Source organism: Streptomyces sp. KM273126 (genome assembly GCF_004337435.2).
GTDB classification, from domain to species: domain Bacteria; phylum Actinomycetota; class Actinomycetes; order Streptomycetales; family Streptomycetaceae; genus Streptomyces; species Streptomyces acidicola.
In genome coordinates this window covers 59,008-77,833 of sequence record NZ_SJXB02000002.1, presented here as the reverse complement: position 1 = coordinate 77,833, position 18,826 = coordinate 59,008, and the positions used below count along the sequence as shown (strand labels likewise).

The window sequence follows — 18,826 nt, the reverse complement described above, 5'->3', positions numbered from 1 at the left end:
CAGGGGTCGCCTGCATCACTTCACGAGCGTCGACCAGTCCGGCGACTGGGCGGGGTCCAGGGTGCGCAGCCGCTGCAGGGTTTCGGGTTTCTGCACGTCGAGCCAGTCGGCGAGTTCACGGAAGGACACACAGCGCACGTCCTTCTTCGTACACACGGTCTCGATGGTCCGGTCGACGGCCCGCATGTAGATGCCGCCGTTCCAGTTCTCGAAGTGGTTGCCGATGAACAGTGGCGCCCGGCTGCCGTAGTACACGCGGTTGAATCCGGCCATGTAGGTGTCGACGGTCTCCTCCTCCCAGCGGGGGTACTGGGCCGGGTCCCCCTCGACCTGACCGTCGGACTGGTTGTAGAGGAAGTTGAAGTCCATGGACAGGCCCTGGTACTCACCCTTCTCGTACGGGAGCAGCTGCAGCGGGAAGTCCCAGATGCCGTTCTTCTTGCCTGGCCATATCTGGAAGTCGCCCTTGGAGCTGGAGTCGTAGCGGTAGCCGTAGTCCTTCACGGCCTTCAGCAGGTTCTCCTGGCCCTCCAGGCAGGGCGCGCGTCCGCCGACGACCTCCTTGTTCACATCGAAGGGCAGCGCGGGCAGGTCCTTGTTGCCGGTGTTGGTCTTCCACTTCCCCACGAAGGAGTTGAACTCGCCGATCTCGGTCTTCCACTCCTCGACGCTCCAGTCCTCGCCGCCCTTGTCGCCGCAGAAGTGACCGTTGAAGTGGGAGCCGATCTCGTTGCCGTCCTGCCACGCCCTGCCGAGCTGCTCCAGCGTGGTGCGGATGTGTTCGTCGGTGGGGTAGCTGATCGCCGCGGACCCCTTCTCGTGCTGCGGCGGGCCGTAGAGCGTCTTCTTGTCCTTCGGCAGCAGATAGATCCCGGTGAGGAAGAACGTCATATGGGCGTCGTACTTCTTGGCGAGCTCCCGGTAGTGCGAGAACAGACGGTCGTCGCCCTCCAGCGCGCCGTCCCAGGAGAAGACGACGAACTGGGGCGGCTTCTCCCCCGGCTTGAGCGGCTCCGGCTTCAACTGCCCTTTCTGCGGCCCGGTGTACGACGTGGAGCCGTCGCCGATCAGCTTGGTCCTGCCGTCCCAGTCGGGTTCCCCGGTCGCCCCGGGGGAGGGCGCCCGGCCGTCGGTGCGGGGCTGTTTCTCGGCGGAGGCGGTCGGTGCGGTGCTGTCCGAGCGGTTCAGTCCCACGTGAGTCGCGGCAGTGGAGGCGACGATGAGGAGGACCGCCATGGCCAGGAAGCCGGGGCGGGGGCTGCGGGGCGGGCGGGCCCGGCGGCGACCGCGGCGGCCACGGGAGCGGCCACGGCCGGATGACGACTGCGCACTCGACTGCTGCTGCGCGTGGATACGCGGCTTCGACTTCATGCGGAGCTCAATCTGCGAGGGGGTTGGGGGGTGCGGTGGTGCTTTGGTGCGGTACTGCGCGCGAGCCGTCGGCGTCAGCCGAGCGGACTCATGGCGCTCGACCAGATGCCGTAGGGGATGTCGACGGCAGGGGCGCCGGCGATGCCCTTGAGCGGCAGCGGTTCGAGACTCTTGGTCAGGTCCATGCGGTAGACGACGACCGCGGTCGACACCGAGCGGTTCGTGCCCACGTACCAGGCCGCGGTGTCGTCCTCGGTGGTGCCCGCCTTCCCCGCGACCTGCGCCGAGGCGGGGGCCGCTGTGGGGTGCGCGCCGCGGAAGGAGTCGGTGAGCGCCTCGGTGACCTGGCGGGCCACCTCGGGGCGCACCGCACGGCGCCGCTCGGGCGTGTCCAGCGCGACCCGGGAGCCGTTGCGGGTGATCCGGCGCACGGAGTACGGCTCGGTGTGCGTCCCGCCGGCGGCGAACGTGGCGTACGAACCCGCCATGCGGATCGCGCTCGGTGTGGAGTTGCCCAGGGACAGCGCGGGCACCTGCGGCCCCATGCTGCCGGGCAGCAGGCCGATCGCCTCGGCGGTCTCGCGCACCCTGTCCAGGCCCGTGTCCATGCCGAGCTGCATGAAGGGCGCGTTCACGGACTGGGCGAGCGCCGTGCGCAGGGAGATGTTCCCCCAGGACTTCCCGCCGTCGTTGCGGGCGGCGACCTTGTTGCCGCTGCGGTCCCAGTAGTAACCCTCGGGCGTGGTGACCAGGGTGCCGTCGTCTCCGTCGTAGACGGACTCCGGAGTGACACGTGTCCTCGGGGTGCCGCGTTCCTTGCTGACCCCGTGCTCCAGGCCCGCCGCGTACACGAGCGGCAGGAACGCCGAACCGGCCGGGACGGTGGTGGCGTTGGACTCGTTGAAGCCCTGCTCGCGATGGTCGGGTCCGCCGTGGACGGCGAGGATGCGGCCGTCGGCGGCCACCGAGGCGGCTCCGTAGTGCGCGGCCTTCGCCTTGTCCGGGGAGTCCTTCAGCGCCTTCTTGCGGGCCTTGGTCACGGCCTGGGTGAGGGCCGTCTCCCGTTTGCGGTCGAAGGTCGTGTAGATCTGGTACCCGCCCCGGTCGAAGTCCTGGTCGGAGATGCGCGCGGCCTTCTTGGCGTACTGGGCGGCCAGTTCGACCAGGTAGTCGGTCTGCCGGCCGGTGTCGAACGCCTGGGACTGGTCCAGGGGCTGGGGGAACTTCGTGTACGTGGCGCGTTCGGTCTTCGTCAGCCGGCCGAGGCCGACCATCCGGTCCAGGATCCAGGACCAGCGCTCCTCGGCCCGCGCCTGGTTGGCCTCGCCCAGCGCCGGGTCGTAGAGGCCGGCGCCCTTGAGGAGGGAGGCGAGGAACGCGGCCTCGCTGACGTCGAGTTCGCCGACGTCCTTGCCGTAGTACGCCTGCGCGGCCCGCTGGATGCCGTAGGTGCCGCGGCCGAACCAGCTGGTGTTGAGGTAGCCCTCCAGGATGTTGTCCTTGCTCGTCCGGCTGTCGAGCTTGAGGGCGATCATCGCCTCGGTGAACTTGCGGCCCACCGAACGGTCCTGGGACAGGTAGACGTTCTTGACGTACTGCTGGGTGATGGTGGAGCCGCCCTGTGTGTCGCCCTCGCCGACGGTGCGCCACAGGGCGCGGGTCAGTCCGCCGAGGGAGATGCCCGGGTCGGAGTAGAAGCTCGCGTTCTCCGCCGCCAGCACCGCCCAGCGCACGTCCTCGGGGATGTCCTTCAGCGGCATGGCCTGTCGCCGTACCCAGCCGGTACGGGCCATGGGGGTGCCGTCCGACCAGAAGTAGACGTTGTCCTGCTGCGTGGCGAAGGTGTTCAGGTCCGCGGGGATGTCCGTGGCGGCGTAGGCGGCGGTCAGGAGCGCGCCGCCGAGCCCGGCGGACACCAGCACCGTGCCCAGCGACTGGCGCCAGGAGGGCACCCAGCGGCGCCAGCCGGTACGGCCCGGCCGCGGGTACCTCGGGCGGAGCCGGCGGGCGGCGGGCGCCCAGCGCTGGACGAGGCGTAAGGGTGCCGGTGGAGGGGCCGGTCTGCGGCGGGTGCCGCGATGGCTCGATCCGGTCCCCTGCATGGCCGGCTGACGCGCGGTTCGCCCCGTTTGCGTCTCCGGTAAGCCGTTCTCCCGGTGGCTGCCCCCCGTCCGGATCCCGGGGTGCTCCGGGTCGACGGAACCTGTCCCCGTGCCGGTCGTGGTGTCAGCCGCCGTACCGGTCGGAGTACGGCGCTGCCACCAGCGCGGCGGTGCGGCCCGGCGGCGGCCTGAGCGACCGCTGTGCCGGCTAGCCACGGCGGGCTCCGGGGCCCGGACGGTCCAAGGGATGCACGGCATTGGTCCGATGCCGAGCGGTGGTCACAACTGCGTCTCCCTCCGCACGTGGAATCGCACGCGTGGACAGACGCAGCCGCCGAAGACGCGACCACGTTCCCCCTGCTTCCCCCGGCCTTTCGACCTCCACACGGCGTCCACAAATTATCAGCCACTTTCACAAGTTCCCCGATCCGGAACCGGCCAGAAAGAGCCACGTGCACCCCGTCATCAAACCCGGCCACATTCAGACACTCCGGCCACCGGGGAGAGGGGTTCAGAGGCTCTGCCGCCATGCCGGGGCCGCCGGTTAACCTGTGCGCATGCCTCGCTACGAGTACCGCTGCCGGACCTGCGGCGACACCTTCGAACTGAGCCGTCCCATGGCGGAGTCCTCCGCCCCCGCGGACTGCCCCGCCGGCCACGGCGACACGGTCAAGCTGCTGTCGACGGTCGCCGTGGGCGGCTCGGCGTCCGCCCCGGCCCCGGCCCCCGGGCGGCGGGTGGTGGTGGCGGGGGCGGCTGCTGCGGCGGGGGCTGCTGCGGCTGACGGGAGCGCCCCTCAGGAACGCGCTCGCCGCCCTGCTGTCGCCCACCGCGACTCGGTCGTCGACGGCCCTCGCGCTCCACGAGGTCGGCGCGCTCCTAGGGCCTGTTCTGAAGTTCCCCGCCTGCGCCCCGACGCCCGGCACGCACCGGCTGCGGACGTCAGCGGCTCCGCCGCGGGCGCTTCGCCCGCGCTCCGCGCGGACGAAGGGGAACTCAGAACAGGCCCTGGCCGTGAGCGCACCGTCGCCATCGCGGCCCGCCTGCCGCTGGTGAAGTCGCGGACTTCAAGCGCCCAGGACTGCGCCGACACAGCCCGCACGCACCACGAGCGCGCCTACCGGCACTCCTTGAGGAACTCCCGCAGGATCCGCTCCCCCGCCGCGACCCCCCGCTCCGGCAGAGCGGTGACCGCGGGCGCGGTCCAGCCCGCGTCGGCCAGCTCGCCGTGTCCCGGGCGCCAGCCCCGGTCGGCCGCGAGCAGCAGGTCGGCGTCCAGCAGTGAGTCACCGGCCGCGAGCGTGAGCTCGGCCCCGGTGCGCCGGGCGATCTCCCGCACGGCCGCGCTCTTGGTGAGCGGCTTCGGCACGGCGTAGATCTTGCGGCCCTGGAGCGAGACCGTCCAGCCACGGTTCTCCGCCCAGACCGCCAGCTCCTTCACCCAGTCCTCGGGGAGCAGTTCACGCTCCACGACGAGGTAGACGAACAGATCCTCGGCCACCCGGTGCTTGCGCACCCAGGACGGGTCCGACGTGGCCTCCATGTACGCCCGTACCTCGTCCAGCGGAGCGCACTCGTCCGCCAGCCGGGCCAGCACCCGCGCGTGCCACGCCGGGTCCGTCACCCCGTCCACCAGGATGTGCCCGCCGTTCGCGCAGATCGCGTACTCGGGCGCGGGGCCGGGCAGGTTGATGCGCTGGTACTGCTTGCGTGTACGGGTCGTCGTCGGCACGAACACCGCCGCGTCCCCGAGATCCGTGAGCAGGCCGGCCGCGGTCTCCGTCATGTACGACAGCGGCCTGCTCTCGTGCACCTCGACGCACAGCAGCCTCGGTGCCCGCGCGTCCGGCATGGTCAGCGCCAGCGCAGCCGCGGAGTAGATGAGCGTACGGTCGAGGTCGCTCGCCACCAGGACGGCCATCAGAGGGCCACCGCCTTTCCGTCGGCGCCGGTGGCGCCCCGTGTGTACTTGGGGTGGATCAACCCGACGCAGGTGTAGGGCAGTTCGGCCACTTCCTCCACCGGCACCCCGCGCTGCTCGGCCAGCAGGCGTACGTGGTCGAGATCAGCTCCCGCCCCGGCCCGCGCGAGGATCCTCCACGGTACGCGGCGCAGCAGCACCCGGGTGGTCTCGCCGACACCGGGCTTGACGAGGTTGACGTCGTGGATGCCGTACTCCTCGCTGATCCGCTCGACGGCGGCCCAGCCCTCCCAGGTCGGGGTGCGGTCGGCGGCGAGGAGCTCCTTGGCCTGCGTGTCCACCGCGTCGGCGACCTCCGTGAAGCGGTCCGAGACGGCGTCCAGGAAGTCGTTCGACACGTCCGCACCGGCGAGCTCGCGGTAGAACTTCGCGCCGTGGTAGTCGTTCGGGCCGACCAGGTCCGAGCGCAGCACCGTACGCGAAATCAGCCCGGAGACCGTCGAGTTGAGGCACGCGGAAGGGATGAGGAAGTCCTCGCGGGTGCCGTACGTCCGTACGCACGAGCCCGGGTCGGCCAGCACCGCGATCTCCGGGTCGAAACCGGTGATGCCGTCGGATTCCTCGAACTCCCGCAGGGCGTCGGCCAGTTCCCGGGTGATGGCGCCCTTGCCGGTCCAGCCGTCGACGAACACGACGTCGGCCGGGTCGTGGTGGTCGGCCAGCCAGCGCAGCGCGTTGGCGTCGATGCCGCGTCCGCGCACGATCGATACGGCGTAGTGCGCCAGGTCGAGCCCGTGCCGCCGCAGCGCCCAGCGGCGCATCAGAACGCCGACGGGGGTGCCCGCGCGGGCGAGCGACACGAGGACGGGCCGCGGTGACCTCTCGGCCAGCACCGTCTCCGTCACGACCCCCACGGCCTGGGCTATTCGGGCCGCCGACTCCTCCAGCGCGTCGCGGAAGAGCGCCTGGTACCGCTCGCTCGGCTGGTACTCCACCGGCAGCGACTCCGCGTAGTGCGCGCCGCCGCTCTGGATGGCCTCCTCGCGCTCCTCGGTGGGCGCCTCCAGCGTGACGTCCGAGAGGTCCTGCAGCAGCCAGCCGACCTCGTCGGGCGCGTACGAGGAGAAGGCGGGGCCGCGGAGGGGCTCGGGCAGCATGGGGGGCCTTTCGGTGACGTGCGAGGTCGCGGGCGAAACTCGCTGGGCCGCGTACGGCGGGACGTACGACGGGACGACGGCCAGCAGCACGCTCGGCGTGTGCGGGGCCAGCTGGGCCAGCAGTCCGTCGGCGGCGTGGAGCGCGGGGGTGTCGGCCGCCGAGTCGACGACGGCGACGACCGCGTCGAAACCGGCGCCCGCGACGTTGTAGGCGTAGCGCCGGCCGGGGCCGTCGTCGGGGTCGTCATGGGCCGGGAAAACGATTCGGCTGCGAATCGCGTAGCCGGGGTCGTCGACCGCGAGGACGGGCGAGCGGGTGGTCGTGGAGTACCGCACCTCGGCGTCGCTCACCTTCTCCAGCGCCCGGGCCAGCCTGAGCGGCGCGTACATCAGCTCTTCGAAGCCGAGCACGAGCACGCTCCGCGCGCCTTCCGGCAGCGCGCCCGCGATCCGCGCGGCCATGGCGGGCAACGCCTTCTCCAGGCGGGCCCGGTGCTCTCGTGTGAAGCCGTGCCGCCCGCCGTCGGGGACACCGCGAGGCCAGCCGAGCTCGACGCGGGCGACGTGAGCCGCGGCGGCACCCGCCCGGACGGGCTCCCCGGCCCGCTCGTGCTCCGCCACCAGGACCTGCCCCTTCTCCAGCACGCCCTCCGGCAGCCGTACGGTCCCGGAGGCCGCCGCCACAAGGTCGACGCGGGCGCCGATCTCGGCGGCGAACTCCTCCAGGCGCCCGAGGTCGGCCGCCGACCGCATGTCGACGAGCGCGACGATCACGTACCGTCCGCGCGGGTAGCGGGCGTGCAGCTCGCGGATGGTGTTCATGACCGTGTTCCCGGTGGAGAACTCGTCGTCGACCAGCACCAGCGGCCCGTTGCCCGCGAGCAGTGCCGGGTCCTCCGGCAGCAGGAGGTGGGAGGTGGCGTGGGAGTGGGACTCCTCGAAGCCCCCGGCCCGGGCGACACCCTCGACGGGCCGCCGGGTGGAGTGCAGGTACGGCGCGAACACCACGCCGTCCGCGACCGAGTGGCCGAGCCCGGTGGCCGTCTCGGCGTACCCGAGCACGACGGCCTCGCCCGCCTGGTCGCCCAGCAGTTCGCGCACCCGGCGGCCGAGGGCGAACCCGTGCCCGTACACGACGGACGGCGACTGCGGCACATGCTTGCCCAGCACGTTCGACACCAGTAGGTGCGCCCGCCGGGGGTTGCGGCGCAGCGCCAGTCCCAGCAGGTCGCCCAGCCGCTCGTCGCCGATCAGCTCGACGCCGAGCCGCTCGGCGACCCAGCTCCCGGACCAGACCTCGTTGTTCTTCATCGATTCCTTGTCGGTAAGGCGTCAGCCCTTGTCGGTGAGGATCAGCGAGCCGTCCCCGCCGGCCCCGTCAGTCGGGCAGACCCGCCGCCAGCAGTTCCACGAAGCCGATGTCCTCGTTGGCGACGCCGAAAACCTCGGCGCGCGTCAGGACGCGCTCGGCCCAGGCGCGGTGCGGCTTCACCTCGTTCATCTTGTTGGTGTAGGCGGACCGCAGCACACCCCCGCCGTCGCGCTCGGGTCTGAGGATGTCCCGGGCGTCGCTGAACTCCTCGTGGCTGACCACGGACAGCGCGTGCACGGGCAGTACGTGCGAGGGGTGGATGCAGGTCTTGCCGAGGAGGCCGTTGGCCTGGTCCAGGGAGATCTCCCGCAGCAGGCCGTCCATCGCGTGCTCGATCAGCGTCTCGCGCAGCCGGGTGGCCCGCACCTCCAGGAAGGGGCTGCTGCGCAGCTGCGGCTTGAACATGCGCTCCTGGACCCGGAAGTACTCCCAGACCGGCCCGGTCACGGTGAAGCCTGTGCCGTCGGCCCGCCCGAGCACGTTCACCACGTCGGCGATCACGGAGGCCACGATCTGCACGTCGTACGCGGTCATGTCGGGCGCCCGGCGCAGCGCGTACGAGGAGCAGAAGTCGGTGACGCCGAGGCGCAGCGCGAGCACGCGGTCGCGGTACTTGTCGACCGTGCGGAAGATCCCCTGGAGGGCCTCGCCCCGTGTCTCCAGGTACAGCAGCTCGGGCGACTCCAGGACGGGCATCGCGAACAGCCGGCGCCCGCTCGACACCTCGGCCGCGGTGAGCGCCTCCAGGAACAGGACGCCCCGCTCCTCGGTGAACTTCGGCAGAACGAATCCGGACAACAGCCGGACGGCCGGTCCGAGCCGCCGCACGAGGTCCGGTATCTGCTCCGGCGTGCGGACCCGGATGAACAGCAGCGGCAGCTCCGCGTCCGGCCGCCCGGCGAGGTCGGTGAACTGCCGGACCAGGTTCTCCTCGGCACCCGCGACCTCGGAGTCGTCGATCGAGTCCTCCAGGCACAGCACCATGGAGACCACACCGCGCCCGGCCTGCTTCACCACGTCGTCGGCCAGCCTGGCCCTGGTGGCGGGGCTGTAGAGCGTGGCCCCGAGGGCCGCCGCGAGCACCCTGGCCGGGGAGTCGGCGGTGAAGAAACCGGGCTCCCGGTGGAAGAGGCGCTGACGCTCCTCCGGGGCGAGGTGCCTGAAATGACGCATAAGAGTCCCCCGTGGCGGCTGGTCGGCCCGGTGAAATGGTGGCCGGTAATAGTACGTAGAGATCCATGTCGTGGGTTCCCGCTGGGCATGAAGTTCTGGTAAATCGGGCGCATCGAAGGCTGTCGGTCCCGGCTGGATGAACGTGACCCCGCTTTGTCGTGACCAGGACCGAGAGGGCAGGATGATCCGTATGACGCACGCGATGCTGAAGGGGTCGAACGTCCCGCTGGAGGCCACGGCGGTACGCGCCGTGCTGCGCTGGACACCCGGGCAGGGTGTCCCGGATGTCGACGCCTCGGCACTGCTCCTCGGCCCCGACGGGCGCGTACGGTCCGACGAGGACTTCATCTTCTACAACCAGCCCCGCCACCCCTCCGGCAAGGTCTGGCGGCTCGGCAAGAAGCGCGACGCCGAGGGCCTCACGGACACCATCCAGACGGATCTGACGGGTGTCGAGTCCGCCGTCGGACGGATTCTGCTGGTCGCCTCGGCCGACGACGTCTCCTTCGAGCACGTACGCTCCCTGCGCATCCTGCTGTACGACGCCACGGTCGCCGACGCGGAACCGCTGGCGTACTTCGACGTCAAGCCGGAGACCGGCGAGGAGACCGCGCTGATCTGCGGCGAGCTCTACCGGCGCGGCGGGGTCTGGAAGTTCCGTGCGCTCGGCGAGGGCTACAGCAACGGCCTGCAGGGACTGGCGACCGACTTCGGCATCTCGGTGGACGAGTCGGAGGCCGCGGCACCCGATGCCTCCCCGCCCCTCCCGCCCGAGCAGCCGACGACGACGGTCCCCCCGCAGCCCGCGTACGGCTACCCCCGGCGGCCACCACACAACAGCAGGTCCAGCCCGGGTACGGCTATCCCCAGCCGGCCGGCCAGCCGATGAGCCCGCCCGCCTACGGCTATCCCCACCCCCAGCAGGAGCCGGTGACCGCGGGCGCCCCACCGGCGTACTACCTGCAGCCACCGGCCGGAGCCGGCGCCCTACCGGACCCGGACTTCAAACTCCCGCCACAGGGACCGCAGTTCATGGGCCGCTAGGCCGTAGCGGCGCAGGGAACGGCGCGTCCTCAAGGGCGTGGGGAACTGCGCGGCTTTTAAGCGGCGCGGGGCTGTGTCGATATGCGGCTCCGCCGCGATGGGGGCCCCCGCTCGAACGCAGCCGAGAGTGGGGGAGCGACAAGCCACAACCAACCCGCACCCGCCAACGCACCGAACCAACCGAGCTCAAAGGCGCCCCGGCCAAGCCCGGCGGCAGGCGCTACCGCTCAACCTTGGACTTGTACCCCCGCCCCCACTGCAACCCCCACCCGTACAACCGGTCGAGCTCCGCCTGGAACCCGTACACGAACTTGACCTCGCGCCGGACGACGATCTCCCCCTTCACGTTCTCGATCATCACCACCGCGCAGGACCGCGCCTGAGGGTGCCGCTCGTCGAGGCCGATCTCGATCCGCGGACCGTTGCTCGGGTACAGCGTGACGACCGCATGGGTACGGTCGAACGCGGGCGTCTGGTCGTAGATGTACACGAAGACCAGGAGCCGCTTGATCTCGTCCCGGTGATCGAGGTTGACGTAGATCGTCTCCCCCGACCCGGAGCCGAACCGGTCGTCTCCGCTGCACTTCACGTACGGCGGCGCGTTGGTGTCACCGAAGAAGCTGCCGAGGGGCTGGACCACGCCCTTGGACCCGTCGGTGAGCTCGTACAGCACCCCGAGGTCGAGGTCGACGTTGACCATGCTCTGGCTGTGCGCCTTGACCTCGTCCGGCTTGAGCGCCTGGAAGGGATGGCGCAGCAGGCTCTGCCGCTTGGGGGCGCCGATGTCGGAGGTGCGCATCCGCCAGGACAGGTTGACGCGCAGATTGCCGGTGGCCGCGCCCTGTTTGGTGAGTGAGACCGTCTGGTGCCGTTTGACCAGTTCGATGGCGTTGCTCGCCGCGCTGCCCGAGTCGAACTGCGCGCGCCCGCCCAGCAGACCGTCGAAGAAGCCCATTCCCGCCCCCACACTGCCGTGTCCGTATGTGCGTCATGTACGTCCCGCATGTACGTCATGTACGTCGAAACCGCCGCGGGGCGGCCGCTTGAGGACTCGTCCTCGACGGCCGCCCCGCTCAGAGCGTTCCTCACCAGGAGGGGTGTCACACACCGGAACCGGCGGATCCGGTCACACCCCCGCCCGGGCTCGCGCCGGTTTCAGACCCCGGACGAGACTTCCGCCTTGTCGTCCGAGGACTCAGCTTTTCCCTCCGCTGCCGCGAGCGCCCTGTTGCGGCGGACGGACGACCAGAAGGACCAGCCGATCAGGACGACGCCGATGAGGCCGGTGATGACCTCGTTGATCTCGTACCGGATGGTGACCAGCAGGATCGCGGCGAGGGCGCCGATCGCGTAGTGCGCGCCGTGCTCCAGGTACACGTAGTCGTCGAGGGTGCCCTGACGGACCAGGTAGACCGTGAGCGACCGGACGTACATGGCGCCGATGCCGAGACCGAGGGCCATGAGGACGATGTCGTTGGTGATGGCGAAGGCGCCGATGACACCGTCGAAGGAGAAGGACGCGTCCAGGACCTCCAGGTAGAGGAACATGAAGAACGCCGCCTTGCCGGCCAGCTTGACGACCGAGACCTGCTTGCCGCTGCGCTTGGCCGCTTCCTCCTCCTCGTGCTCGCGCTCCTCCTCTTCCTCCAGCTTGTCCTCGAAGTAGCCGGAGAGGCCGCCGACGACGAGATAGGTGATCAGACCCGCGATGCCGGAGATCAGGACCGTCTCCGTCTTGTCGGCGTAGGTGCCGCCGTGCTGGTGCGCCTGGGTCGCGAAGGTCATCGCGCTGATCAGCAGGACGATCATCGCGATGCAGACCGACAGCATGTCGATCTTGCCGAGCTTGGCCAGCGGACGCTCAAGCCAGCCCAGCCACTTGATCTCCCGGTCCTCGAAGACGAAGTCCAGGAAGATCATCAGCAGGAACATGCCACCGAAGGCGGCGATCGACGGGTGCGCGTCGGTCACGTACTGCTGGTACTGGTTCTTGTCGGTGAGCGCGAGGTCGACGGCCTCGATGGGGCCCAGGTTGGCGCTGATGGCGACGATCACGACGGGGAAGACCAGCCGCATACCGAAGACAGCGATCAGGATGCCGATGGTGAGGAAGATGCGCTGCCAGAAGGCGTTCATCTTCTTCAGGATCCCGGCGTTGACCACCGCGTTGTCGAAGGACAGCGAGATCTCCAGGATGGACAGGATCGCGACGAGCCCGAAGGCGGTCCATCCGCCATAGAGAACAGCTGCGACCAGGCCGAGCGCGGTGACCGCGAACGACCAGCCGAAGGTTTTCAGAACCACTGGCTACCCAATCGTGTTAGTACGGGGCTCCCCCGCGCCACGCGCGGCTTTACGAAACTTTGAACCCGAAGTCTAGTCCGGCACGCTTCATACCCCATACGGGCCCTGCTTTAGCGCATATTGCGCTACGAGACGTTGACCCCGAAGTCCAGCGCGATGCCCCGAAGCCCCGACGCGTACCCCTGTCCCACCGCCCGGAACTTCCACTCGCCGCCGTAGCGGTACACCTCGCCGAAGATCATCGCGGTCTCGCTGGAGGCGTCCTCGCTCAGGTCGTAGCGGGCGAGTTCCTGGCCGTCGGCCTGGTTCACGACCCGGATGAAGGCATTGCTGACCTGACCGAAGGACTGGCCGCGGTTGTCGGCGTCGTGGATGGAGACCGGGAAGACGATCTTGTCGCAGTGGGCCGGCACCTTCGACAGATCGATCAGGATCGACTCGTCGTCGCCCTCGCCCTCTCCGGTGAGGTTGTCGCCGGTGTGCTCGACCGAGCCGTCCGGACTCCTGAGGTTGTTGTAGAAGACGAACCACTCGTCGCCGAGGACCCGGCCCTCGTTGCACAGCAGGGCGCTGGCGTCCAGGTCGAAGTCGGCGCCCGTGGTGGTGCGGACGTCCCAGCCGAGCCCGATCATCACCTGCGTGAGGTTCGGCGCGGCCTTGGAGAGGGAGACATTGCCTCCCTTGGCGAGCGTGACGCCCATGCTGCTGGTCCTCCCCGTGTCGAGCTGTGTGGTGTTGTACGAGCGCTGTGACGATACGAACGGAACGGTACGCCCGCTTCGTGTGGGTGGATGGGGGTGGGTGGGTGTGAGAGCACGTCCGGCGCCGCACTCGACTGGGAGATGCGGCGCCGGACGGGGTGAGCCAGGTGCACGCTTCGGACGCACGCACACGGCTCGGACGATCACATACGGATACGGCTACAGATACGGATACGAATACGGTTCAGACGTTCACACCGAAGTCCTGGGCGATACCGCGCAGGCCCGACGCGTACCCCTGGCCGATGGCGCGGAACTTCCACTCCGCTCCGTGACGGTAGAGCTCGCCGAAGACCATGGCGGTCTCCGTGGAGGCGTCCTCGCTGAGGTCGTAGCGGGCGATCTCGGTGCCGCCGGCCTGGTTCGCGACGCGAATGAACGCGTTGCGCACCTGGCCGAAGGACTGCTGGCGGTTCTCGGCGTCGTAGATGGAGACGGGGAAGACGATCTTCTCGATCTCGGCCGGAACCCCGGCCAGATTGACCTTGATCTGCTCGTCGTCGCCCTCGCCCTCACCGGTGATGTTGTCGCCGGTGTGCTCGACCGAGCCGTCCGGGCTCTTGAGGTTGTTGAAGAAGACGAAGTTCGCGTCGTTGCCGACCTTGCCCGAGGTGTCCAGCAGCAGGGCGCTGGCATCCAGGTCGAAGTCGGTACCGGTCGTGGTGCGGACGTCCCACCCCAGACCGACGATGACCGCGGTCAGGCCAGGGGCCTCCTTGGTCAGCGATACGTTGCCGCCCTTGCTGAGGCTGACTCCCACGAGTCCTCCCTTTGGTGTCCAGGGGCGGGGAGCCCCGTCGTGCGTTGGCATCAGATCAACGAGTCGATCCTAGTGAGGGGTTCCCGCCCGCCGCAGGCCCTGGGGGCCAAGAATCACAGGGTGTCGAGCGCCTTGACGTACTCGTTCAGGTCACGGGCGTCGGGCAGGGCGTTCACGACGCTCCAGCGCACGACACCCTCCTTGTCGATGATGAACGTGCCGCGTACGGCGCAGCCCTTGTCCTCGTCGAAGACGCCGTACGCGCGCGAGGTGTCGCCGTGCGGCCAGAAGTCGGAGAGCAGCGGGTACTCCAGGCCCTCCTGCTCGGCGAAGACGCGCAGCGTGTGGATGGAGTCGTTCGAGACGGCGAGGAGCTGGACGTCGTCGTTGACGAACTTCGGGAGGTTGTCGCGGAGTGCGCACAGCTCGCCGGTGCAGACGCCGGTGAAGGCGAACGGGTAGAAGAGCAGCACGACGCTCTTCTCACCGCGGAAGTCCGACAGCTTCACGCTGGCGCCGTGGTTGTCCTTGAGCTCGAAGTCCGGGGCCTTGTCGCCGACCTGGATGGCCATGATGTCCTGCGTTCCCTTCCATGGGCTGTTCGGGGCAACCCCAGCCTACGCAGTGATCACCACCCCACGGCATCCTTCACCCCCACCGCCCCTGCCCATCCCTCCCTGAGGGCTGCGCCCCGAGCCCCCGCGGGGGTGGGTGATGCGCACGCAGACGGGCGGCCGCCGACGACTGACGTCCGAGAACGGCGTCGGGGGCTGAGCCCCAAGGGCGAGGCCAAAGGCCCAGCCCTAAAACCCGGGGGCCAAGGGGGCCAAGGGCCCAACCCCGAAACCCGGGGGCAACGGGGCCCAGCTCTGAAACCCGGGGGCCAAGGAGGCAGAGCCCCAACCCCCGGGGGGCAGGGGGCGCAGCCCCCTGGGTGGGGTCGAAGGGGCATAGCCCCTGGGGATGGGACGGGTAGGGGCGGCGGGGGCGGGGAAAACGGCCTACGGCCGCGCCCCCGCCCCCGGCGCACCCACGCCCCGAAGGGCGCTCACCTCTTGGACTTGGCCCCCTTCGGGGTCGCCAGACGGCTCCCGCTCCAGTCCTTGCCGACGCTCACACTCTTCATCGCCGACAGACCCGCCGTCGTCGCGGCTTCGGAGATGTCACTCGGCTCCACGTAGCCGTCCCGCCCCGTCTTGGGCGTCAGCAGCAGGATCGAGCCACCCTCTTCGATGTACGTGATGGCGTCCACCAGCACATCGGTCAGGTCGCCGTCCTCGTCGCGGAACCACAGCACCACGGCATCGGCCACGTCGTCATAGTCCTCGTCGACGAGCTCACTGCCGACGACTTCCTCAATGGCCTCGCGGAGCTCCTGGTCGACATCGTCGTCGTAGCCGATCTCCTGGACCACCTGCTCGGGCTGGAACCCCAGCCTCGCGGCAGGGTTCGTCCGCTCCTCCGCGTGGTCCGCGGTCGCGCTCACGGGTTGCCTCCTGATCATGTTCGGTGGGGTCGCCCCCAGGGAAGTTCAGCCACGCGCGTACGCGAAGCTTGGCCGTAGTCCACACGGGCGGGACGGATCGCGCAAGTACCCAGCCTTGGAGACCGCCGAAACGGTGACGATCCTGGCCGTGTCGCCGCAACTCCAGGCATGGAATCACAGTAGAGGGTGACACGCGCCACACCGTCCTGCCCGATTTGCGCATTCGGTAACGATCCGAGGGTACGAAAGTCGAACGCCTTTGCGGAACGTGTCACAGCTCGGGCGTATCGTTGCGTTTCAGTCGGTCCTGCCCCAAGCGTCCGGGGGAACGTCCTGGTTACCTCACGGTAGAGATGACGTTTCGCGCCCCCGAGGTACACGATGGGGAGCGGTGCAGGCACAGAGCAGAGCGGCCCTCCGACAGCGAAGGAACAGCGTGGCTTCCGGATCCGATCGCAATCCGATCATCATTGGCGGCCTCCCGAGTCAGGTCCCTGACTTCGATCCCGAGGAGACCCAGGAGTGGCTCGACTCGCTCGACGCCGCCGTGGACGAGCGCGGCCGTGAGCGCGCGCGCTATCTGATGCTCCGGCTGATCGAGCGGGCCCGCGAGAAGCGCGTGGCCGTGCCCGAGATGCGCAGCACGGACTACGTCAACACCATCGCCACCAAGGACGAGCCGTTCTTCCCGGGCAACGAGGACATCGAGCGGAAGATCCTCAACGCCACCCGGTGGAACGCCGCCGTGATGGTGTCGCGGGCCCAGCGGCCCGGCATCGGCGTCGGCGGGCACATCGCCACCTTCGCCTCCTCCGCCTCGCTGTACGACGTGGGCTTCAACCACTTCTTCCGCGGCAAGGACCGGGGCGACGGCGGCGACCAGATCTTCTTCCAGGGGCACGCCTCCCCCGGCATCTACGCCCGCGCGTTCCTCCTCGACCGGCTCGGCGAGCCGCACCTGGACGCGTTCCGGCAGGAGAAGTCCAAGTCGCCGTACGGGCTGTCGAGCTACCCGCACCCGCGGCTGATGCCCGACTTCTGGGAGTTCCCGACCGTGTCGATGGGCCTCGGCCCCATCGGCGCGATCTACCAGGCGCGGATGAACCGCTATCTGCAGGCGCGCGGGATCGCCGACACCTCCGAATCCCACGTATGGGCGTTCCTGGGCGACGGCGAGATGGACGAGCCGGAGTCGCTCGGCCAGCTGACCCTGGCCGCCCGCGAGGGCCTCGACAACCTGACCTTCGTCGTCAACTGCAACCTCCAGCGGCTCGACGGCCCGGTGCGCGGCAACGGCAAGGTCATCCAGGAGCTGGAGTCGGTCTTCCGGGGCGCCGGGTGGAACGTGATCAAGCTGGTCTGGGACCGGTCGTGGGACCCGCTGCTCGCCCAGGACCGCGACGGTGTGCTGGTCAACAAGATGAACACCACGCCGGACGGCCAGTTCCAGACGTACGCCACCGAGACCGGCGCGTACATCCGCGACCACTTCTTCGGCGGCGACCACCGGCTGCGCGCGATGGTCGCCAACATGACCGACGACCAGATCCTGCACCTGGGGCGTGGCGGTCACGACCACCGCAAGATCTACGCGGCGTACGCGGCGGCCCGCGCCCACAAGGGCCAGCCGACGGTCATCCTCGCCAAGACGGTCAAGGGCTGGACGCTCGGCCCGAACTTCGAGGGCCGCAACGCCACGCACCAGATGAAGAAGCTGACGGTCGCCGATCTGAAGCGGTTCCGCGACCGGCTTCATCTGCCCATCTCCGACAAGGAGTTGGAGTCCGGTCTTCCGCCGTACTACCACCCGGGGCGGGACTCCGAGGAGATCCAGTACATGCACGACCGCCGCAAGGGTCTTGACGGGTACGTCCCGACCCGTCTCGTGCGGTCGAAGCCGCTCGAACTGCCGGGCGACAAGACGTACGCGAGCGTGAAGAAGGGCTCGGGTCAGCAGTCGATCGCCACGACCATGGCGTTCGTCCGGCTGCTGAAGGACCTCATGCGGGACAAGGAGATCGGCAAGCGGTTCGTGCTGATCGCGCCCGACGAGTACCGCACCTTCGGCATGGACTCGTTCTTCCCGAGCGCGAAGATCTACAACCCGCTGGGCCAGCAGTACGAGTCGGTGGACCGCGATCTGCTCCTCACCTACAAGGAGTCGCCGACCGGCCAGATGCTGCACGACGGCATCTCGGAGGCGGGCTGCACCGCTTCGCTGATCGCCGCCGGTTCGTCGTACGCCACGCACGGCGAGCCGCTGATCCCGGTGTACGTCTTCTACTCGATGTTCGGTTTCCAGCGGACCGGCGACCAGTTCTGGCAGATGGGCGACCAGCTGGCGCGCGGTTTCGTCCTGGGTGCGACCGCCGGCCGTACGACGCTGACCGGTGAGGGCCTCCAGCACGCGGACGGCCACTCGCAGCTGCTCGCCTCCACCAACCCCGCGTGTGTCGCGTACGACCCGGCGTACGGGTTCGAGATCGCGCACATCGTGCAGGACGGTCTGCGCCGGATGTACGGCTCCTCCGAGGAGCACCCGCACGGCGAGGACGTCTTCTACTACCTGACCGTATACAACGAGCCCATCCAGCACCCGGCCGAGCCCAGGAACGTGGACGTCGAGGGCATCCTCAAGGGCATCCACCGCTTCCGGGTCGGCGACTCGGGCAGCATCCCGGCGCAGATCATCGCGTCCGGTGTCGCCGTGCCGTGGGCGGTCGAGGCGCAGGCGATCCTCGCCGCCGAGTGGAACGTGAGGGCGGACGTCTGGTCGGCGACCTCGTGGAACGAGCTGCGCCGTGAGGCCGTCGAGGTGGAGCGGCACAACCTGCTTCACCCCGAGGAGGAGCAGCTGGTTCCGTATGTGACGCGGAAGCTGACGGGTGCCGAGGGTCCGTTCGTGGCCGTCTCCGACTGGATGCGGAGCGTTCCGGACCAGATCGCGCGGTGGGTGCCGGGCACGTACCAGTCGCTGGGCGCGGACGGCTTCGGCTTCGCCGACACCCGGGGTGCGGCGCGGCGCTACTTCCACATCGACGCGCAGTCGATCGTGGTCGCGGTGCTGACCGAGCTGGCGCGTGAGGGCAGGCTCGACCGGTCGGTGCTGAAGCAGGCCATCGACCGCTATCAGTTGCTGGACGTCTCGGCCGCCGATCCGGGGGCCGCGGGCGGCGACGCGTAGGCGTGCGCCCCTCACGGGGCGCACGCCTTCCCCCGCATGTGAAGGGGCCTTCGGCAGCAGCCGAGGGCCCCTTTTTTGTCTCCCGGTTTTTGTCTCCCGGTTTTTGTCTCCCGGTTTTTGTTTCCCGGTTTTTGTCTCCCGGCGCGCCGCCCCCCTCCGGCAGCGCGCCGCAGGACCGGTCCGTCCCCCAT

At 69.4% G+C, this 18,826-nt stretch carries 12 protein-coding genes and 2 pseudogenes; 3 read left to right on the top strand and 11 right to left on the bottom strand.

Annotated elements, in window-relative coordinates:
- Positions 1 to 15: 15 nt before the first annotated feature.
- Together E0500_RS30900 and E0500_RS30895 are read right to left on the bottom strand one after the other, a co-directional pair.
- Entirely contained in the window at positions 16 to 1,236 is a 1,221-nt protein-coding gene (locus E0500_RS30900) for a hypothetical protein (protein WP_181587452.1), read from the bottom strand.
- A 209-nt stretch (positions 1,237 to 1,445) separates the two neighbouring features.
- Positions 1,446 to 3,473: a transglycosylase domain-containing protein gene (locus tag E0500_RS30895; protein WP_131572266.1), complete on the bottom strand. Its 2,028-nt coding sequence runs from the start codon at positions 3,471 to 3,473 to the stop codon at positions 1,446 to 1,448.
- A gap of 557 nt (positions 3,474 to 4,030) precedes the next feature.
- On the opposite strand from E0500_RS30895, the pseudogene E0500_RS30890 reads away from it, so the two are divergent.
- A pseudogene (locus tag E0500_RS30890) lies at positions 4,031 to 4,257 on the top strand (zinc ribbon domain-containing protein).
- 333 nt (positions 4,258 to 4,590) lie between these two features.
- Here the strand turns inward: E0500_RS30890 and E0500_RS30885 are convergent.
- From E0500_RS30885 to E0500_RS30875, 3 genes are all read right to left on the bottom strand, one after another.
- Positions 4,591 to 5,394 (bottom strand): HAD family hydrolase, encoded by an 804-nt coding sequence (locus E0500_RS30885; protein WP_131572025.1) that lies wholly within the window; start codon positions 5,392 to 5,394, stop codon positions 4,591 to 4,593.
- Positions 5,394 to 7,862 (bottom strand): phosphoribosyltransferase, encoded by a 2,469-nt coding sequence (locus E0500_RS30880; RefSeq protein ID WP_131572024.1) that lies wholly within the window; start codon positions 7,860 to 7,862, stop codon positions 5,394 to 5,396. Before E0500_RS30880 ends, E0500_RS30885 begins: the two co-directional genes overlap by 1 nt.
- Before the next feature lie 67 nt (positions 7,863 to 7,929).
- Entirely contained in the window at positions 7,930 to 9,096 is a 1,167-nt protein-coding gene (locus E0500_RS30875; RefSeq protein ID WP_131572023.1) for an HpcH/HpaI aldolase/citrate lyase family protein, read from the bottom strand.
- Between the two features lie 190 nt (positions 9,097 to 9,286).
- On the opposite strand from E0500_RS30875, the pseudogene E0500_RS30870 reads away from it, so the two are divergent.
- Positions 9,287 to 10,140, top strand: a pseudogene (locus tag E0500_RS30870) (TerD family protein).
- 220 nt (positions 10,141 to 10,360) lie between these two features.
- Here E0500_RS30870 and E0500_RS30865 read toward each other — a convergent pair.
- The 6 genes from E0500_RS30865 to E0500_RS30840 all read right to left on the bottom strand — a co-directional run bounded on the left by E0500_RS30865 (position 10,361) and on the right by E0500_RS30840 (position 15,451).
- The gene (locus E0500_RS30865) at positions 10,361 to 11,095 is read right to left on the bottom strand and encodes a Tellurium resistance (RefSeq protein ID WP_131572100.1); all 735 of its coding nucleotides are present in this window, start codon (positions 11,093 to 11,095) and stop codon (positions 10,361 to 10,363) included.
- A 200-nt stretch (positions 11,096 to 11,295) separates the two neighbouring features.
- Entirely contained in the window at positions 11,296 to 12,444 is a 1,149-nt protein-coding gene (locus E0500_RS30860) for a DUF475 domain-containing protein (protein ID WP_131572099.1), read from the bottom strand.
- 125 nt (positions 12,445 to 12,569) lie between these two features.
- Positions 12,570 to 13,145 (bottom strand): TerD family protein, encoded by a 576-nt coding sequence (locus E0500_RS30855; protein WP_131572098.1) that lies wholly within the window; start codon positions 13,143 to 13,145, stop codon positions 12,570 to 12,572.
- Positions 13,146 to 13,389: 244 nt separating this feature from the next.
- Positions 13,390 to 13,965: a TerD family protein gene (locus E0500_RS30850; RefSeq protein ID WP_131572097.1), complete on the bottom strand. Its 576-nt coding sequence runs from the start codon at positions 13,963 to 13,965 to the stop codon at positions 13,390 to 13,392.
- Positions 13,966 to 14,078: 113 nt separating this feature from the next.
- Positions 14,079 to 14,537 carry a peroxiredoxin gene (locus tag E0500_RS30845; RefSeq protein WP_131572096.1) on the bottom strand — a complete coding sequence of 153 codons (459 nt, stop codon included), beginning with the start codon at positions 14,535 to 14,537 and terminating at the stop codon, positions 14,079 to 14,081.
- A 476-nt stretch (positions 14,538 to 15,013) separates the two neighbouring features.
- Entirely contained in the window at positions 15,014 to 15,451 is a 438-nt protein-coding gene (locus tag E0500_RS30840) for a DUF3052 domain-containing protein (protein WP_165934986.1), read from the bottom strand.
- Between the two features lie 436 nt (positions 15,452 to 15,887).
- Between E0500_RS30840 and aceE the strand changes: the two genes are divergently transcribed.
- Entirely contained in the window at positions 15,888 to 18,635 is a 2,748-nt protein-coding gene (gene aceE, locus E0500_RS30835; protein WP_131563358.1) for a pyruvate dehydrogenase (acetyl-transferring), homodimeric type, read from the top strand.
- Positions 18,636 to 18,826 lie beyond the last annotated feature (191 nt).

What these genes read in the sequence shown, in the direction of transcription:
- E0500_RS30900 (WP_181587452.1), bottom strand. Translation starts at nt 1,236, where the DNA reads ATGGCGGTCCTCCTCATCGTCGCCTCCACTGCCGCGACTCACGTGGGA.
- E0500_RS30895 (WP_131572266.1), bottom strand. Translation starts at nt 3,473, where the DNA reads ATGCAGGGGACCGGATCGAGCCATCGCGGCACCCGCCGCAGACCGGCC.
- E0500_RS30885 (WP_131572025.1), bottom strand. Translation starts at nt 5,394, where the DNA reads ATGGCCGTCCTGGTGGCGAGCGACCTCGACCGTACGCTCATCTACTCC.
- E0500_RS30880 (WP_131572024.1), bottom strand. Translation starts at nt 7,862, where the DNA reads ATGAAGAACAACGAGGTCTGGTCCGGGAGCTGGGTCGCCGAGCGGCTC.
- E0500_RS30875 (WP_131572023.1), bottom strand. Translation starts at nt 9,096, where the DNA reads ATGCGTCATTTCAGGCACCTCGCCCCGGAGGAGCGTCAGCGCCTCTTC.
- E0500_RS30865 (WP_131572100.1), bottom strand. Translation starts at nt 11,095, where the DNA reads ATGGGCTTCTTCGACGGTCTGCTGGGCGGGCGCGCGCAGTTCGACTCG.
- E0500_RS30855 (WP_131572098.1), bottom strand. Translation starts at nt 13,145, where the DNA reads ATGGGCGTCACGCTCGCCAAGGGAGGCAATGTCTCCCTCTCCAAGGCC.
- E0500_RS30845 (WP_131572096.1), bottom strand. Translation starts at nt 14,537, where the DNA reads ATGGCCATCCAGGTCGGCGACAAGGCCCCGGACTTCGAGCTCAAGGAC.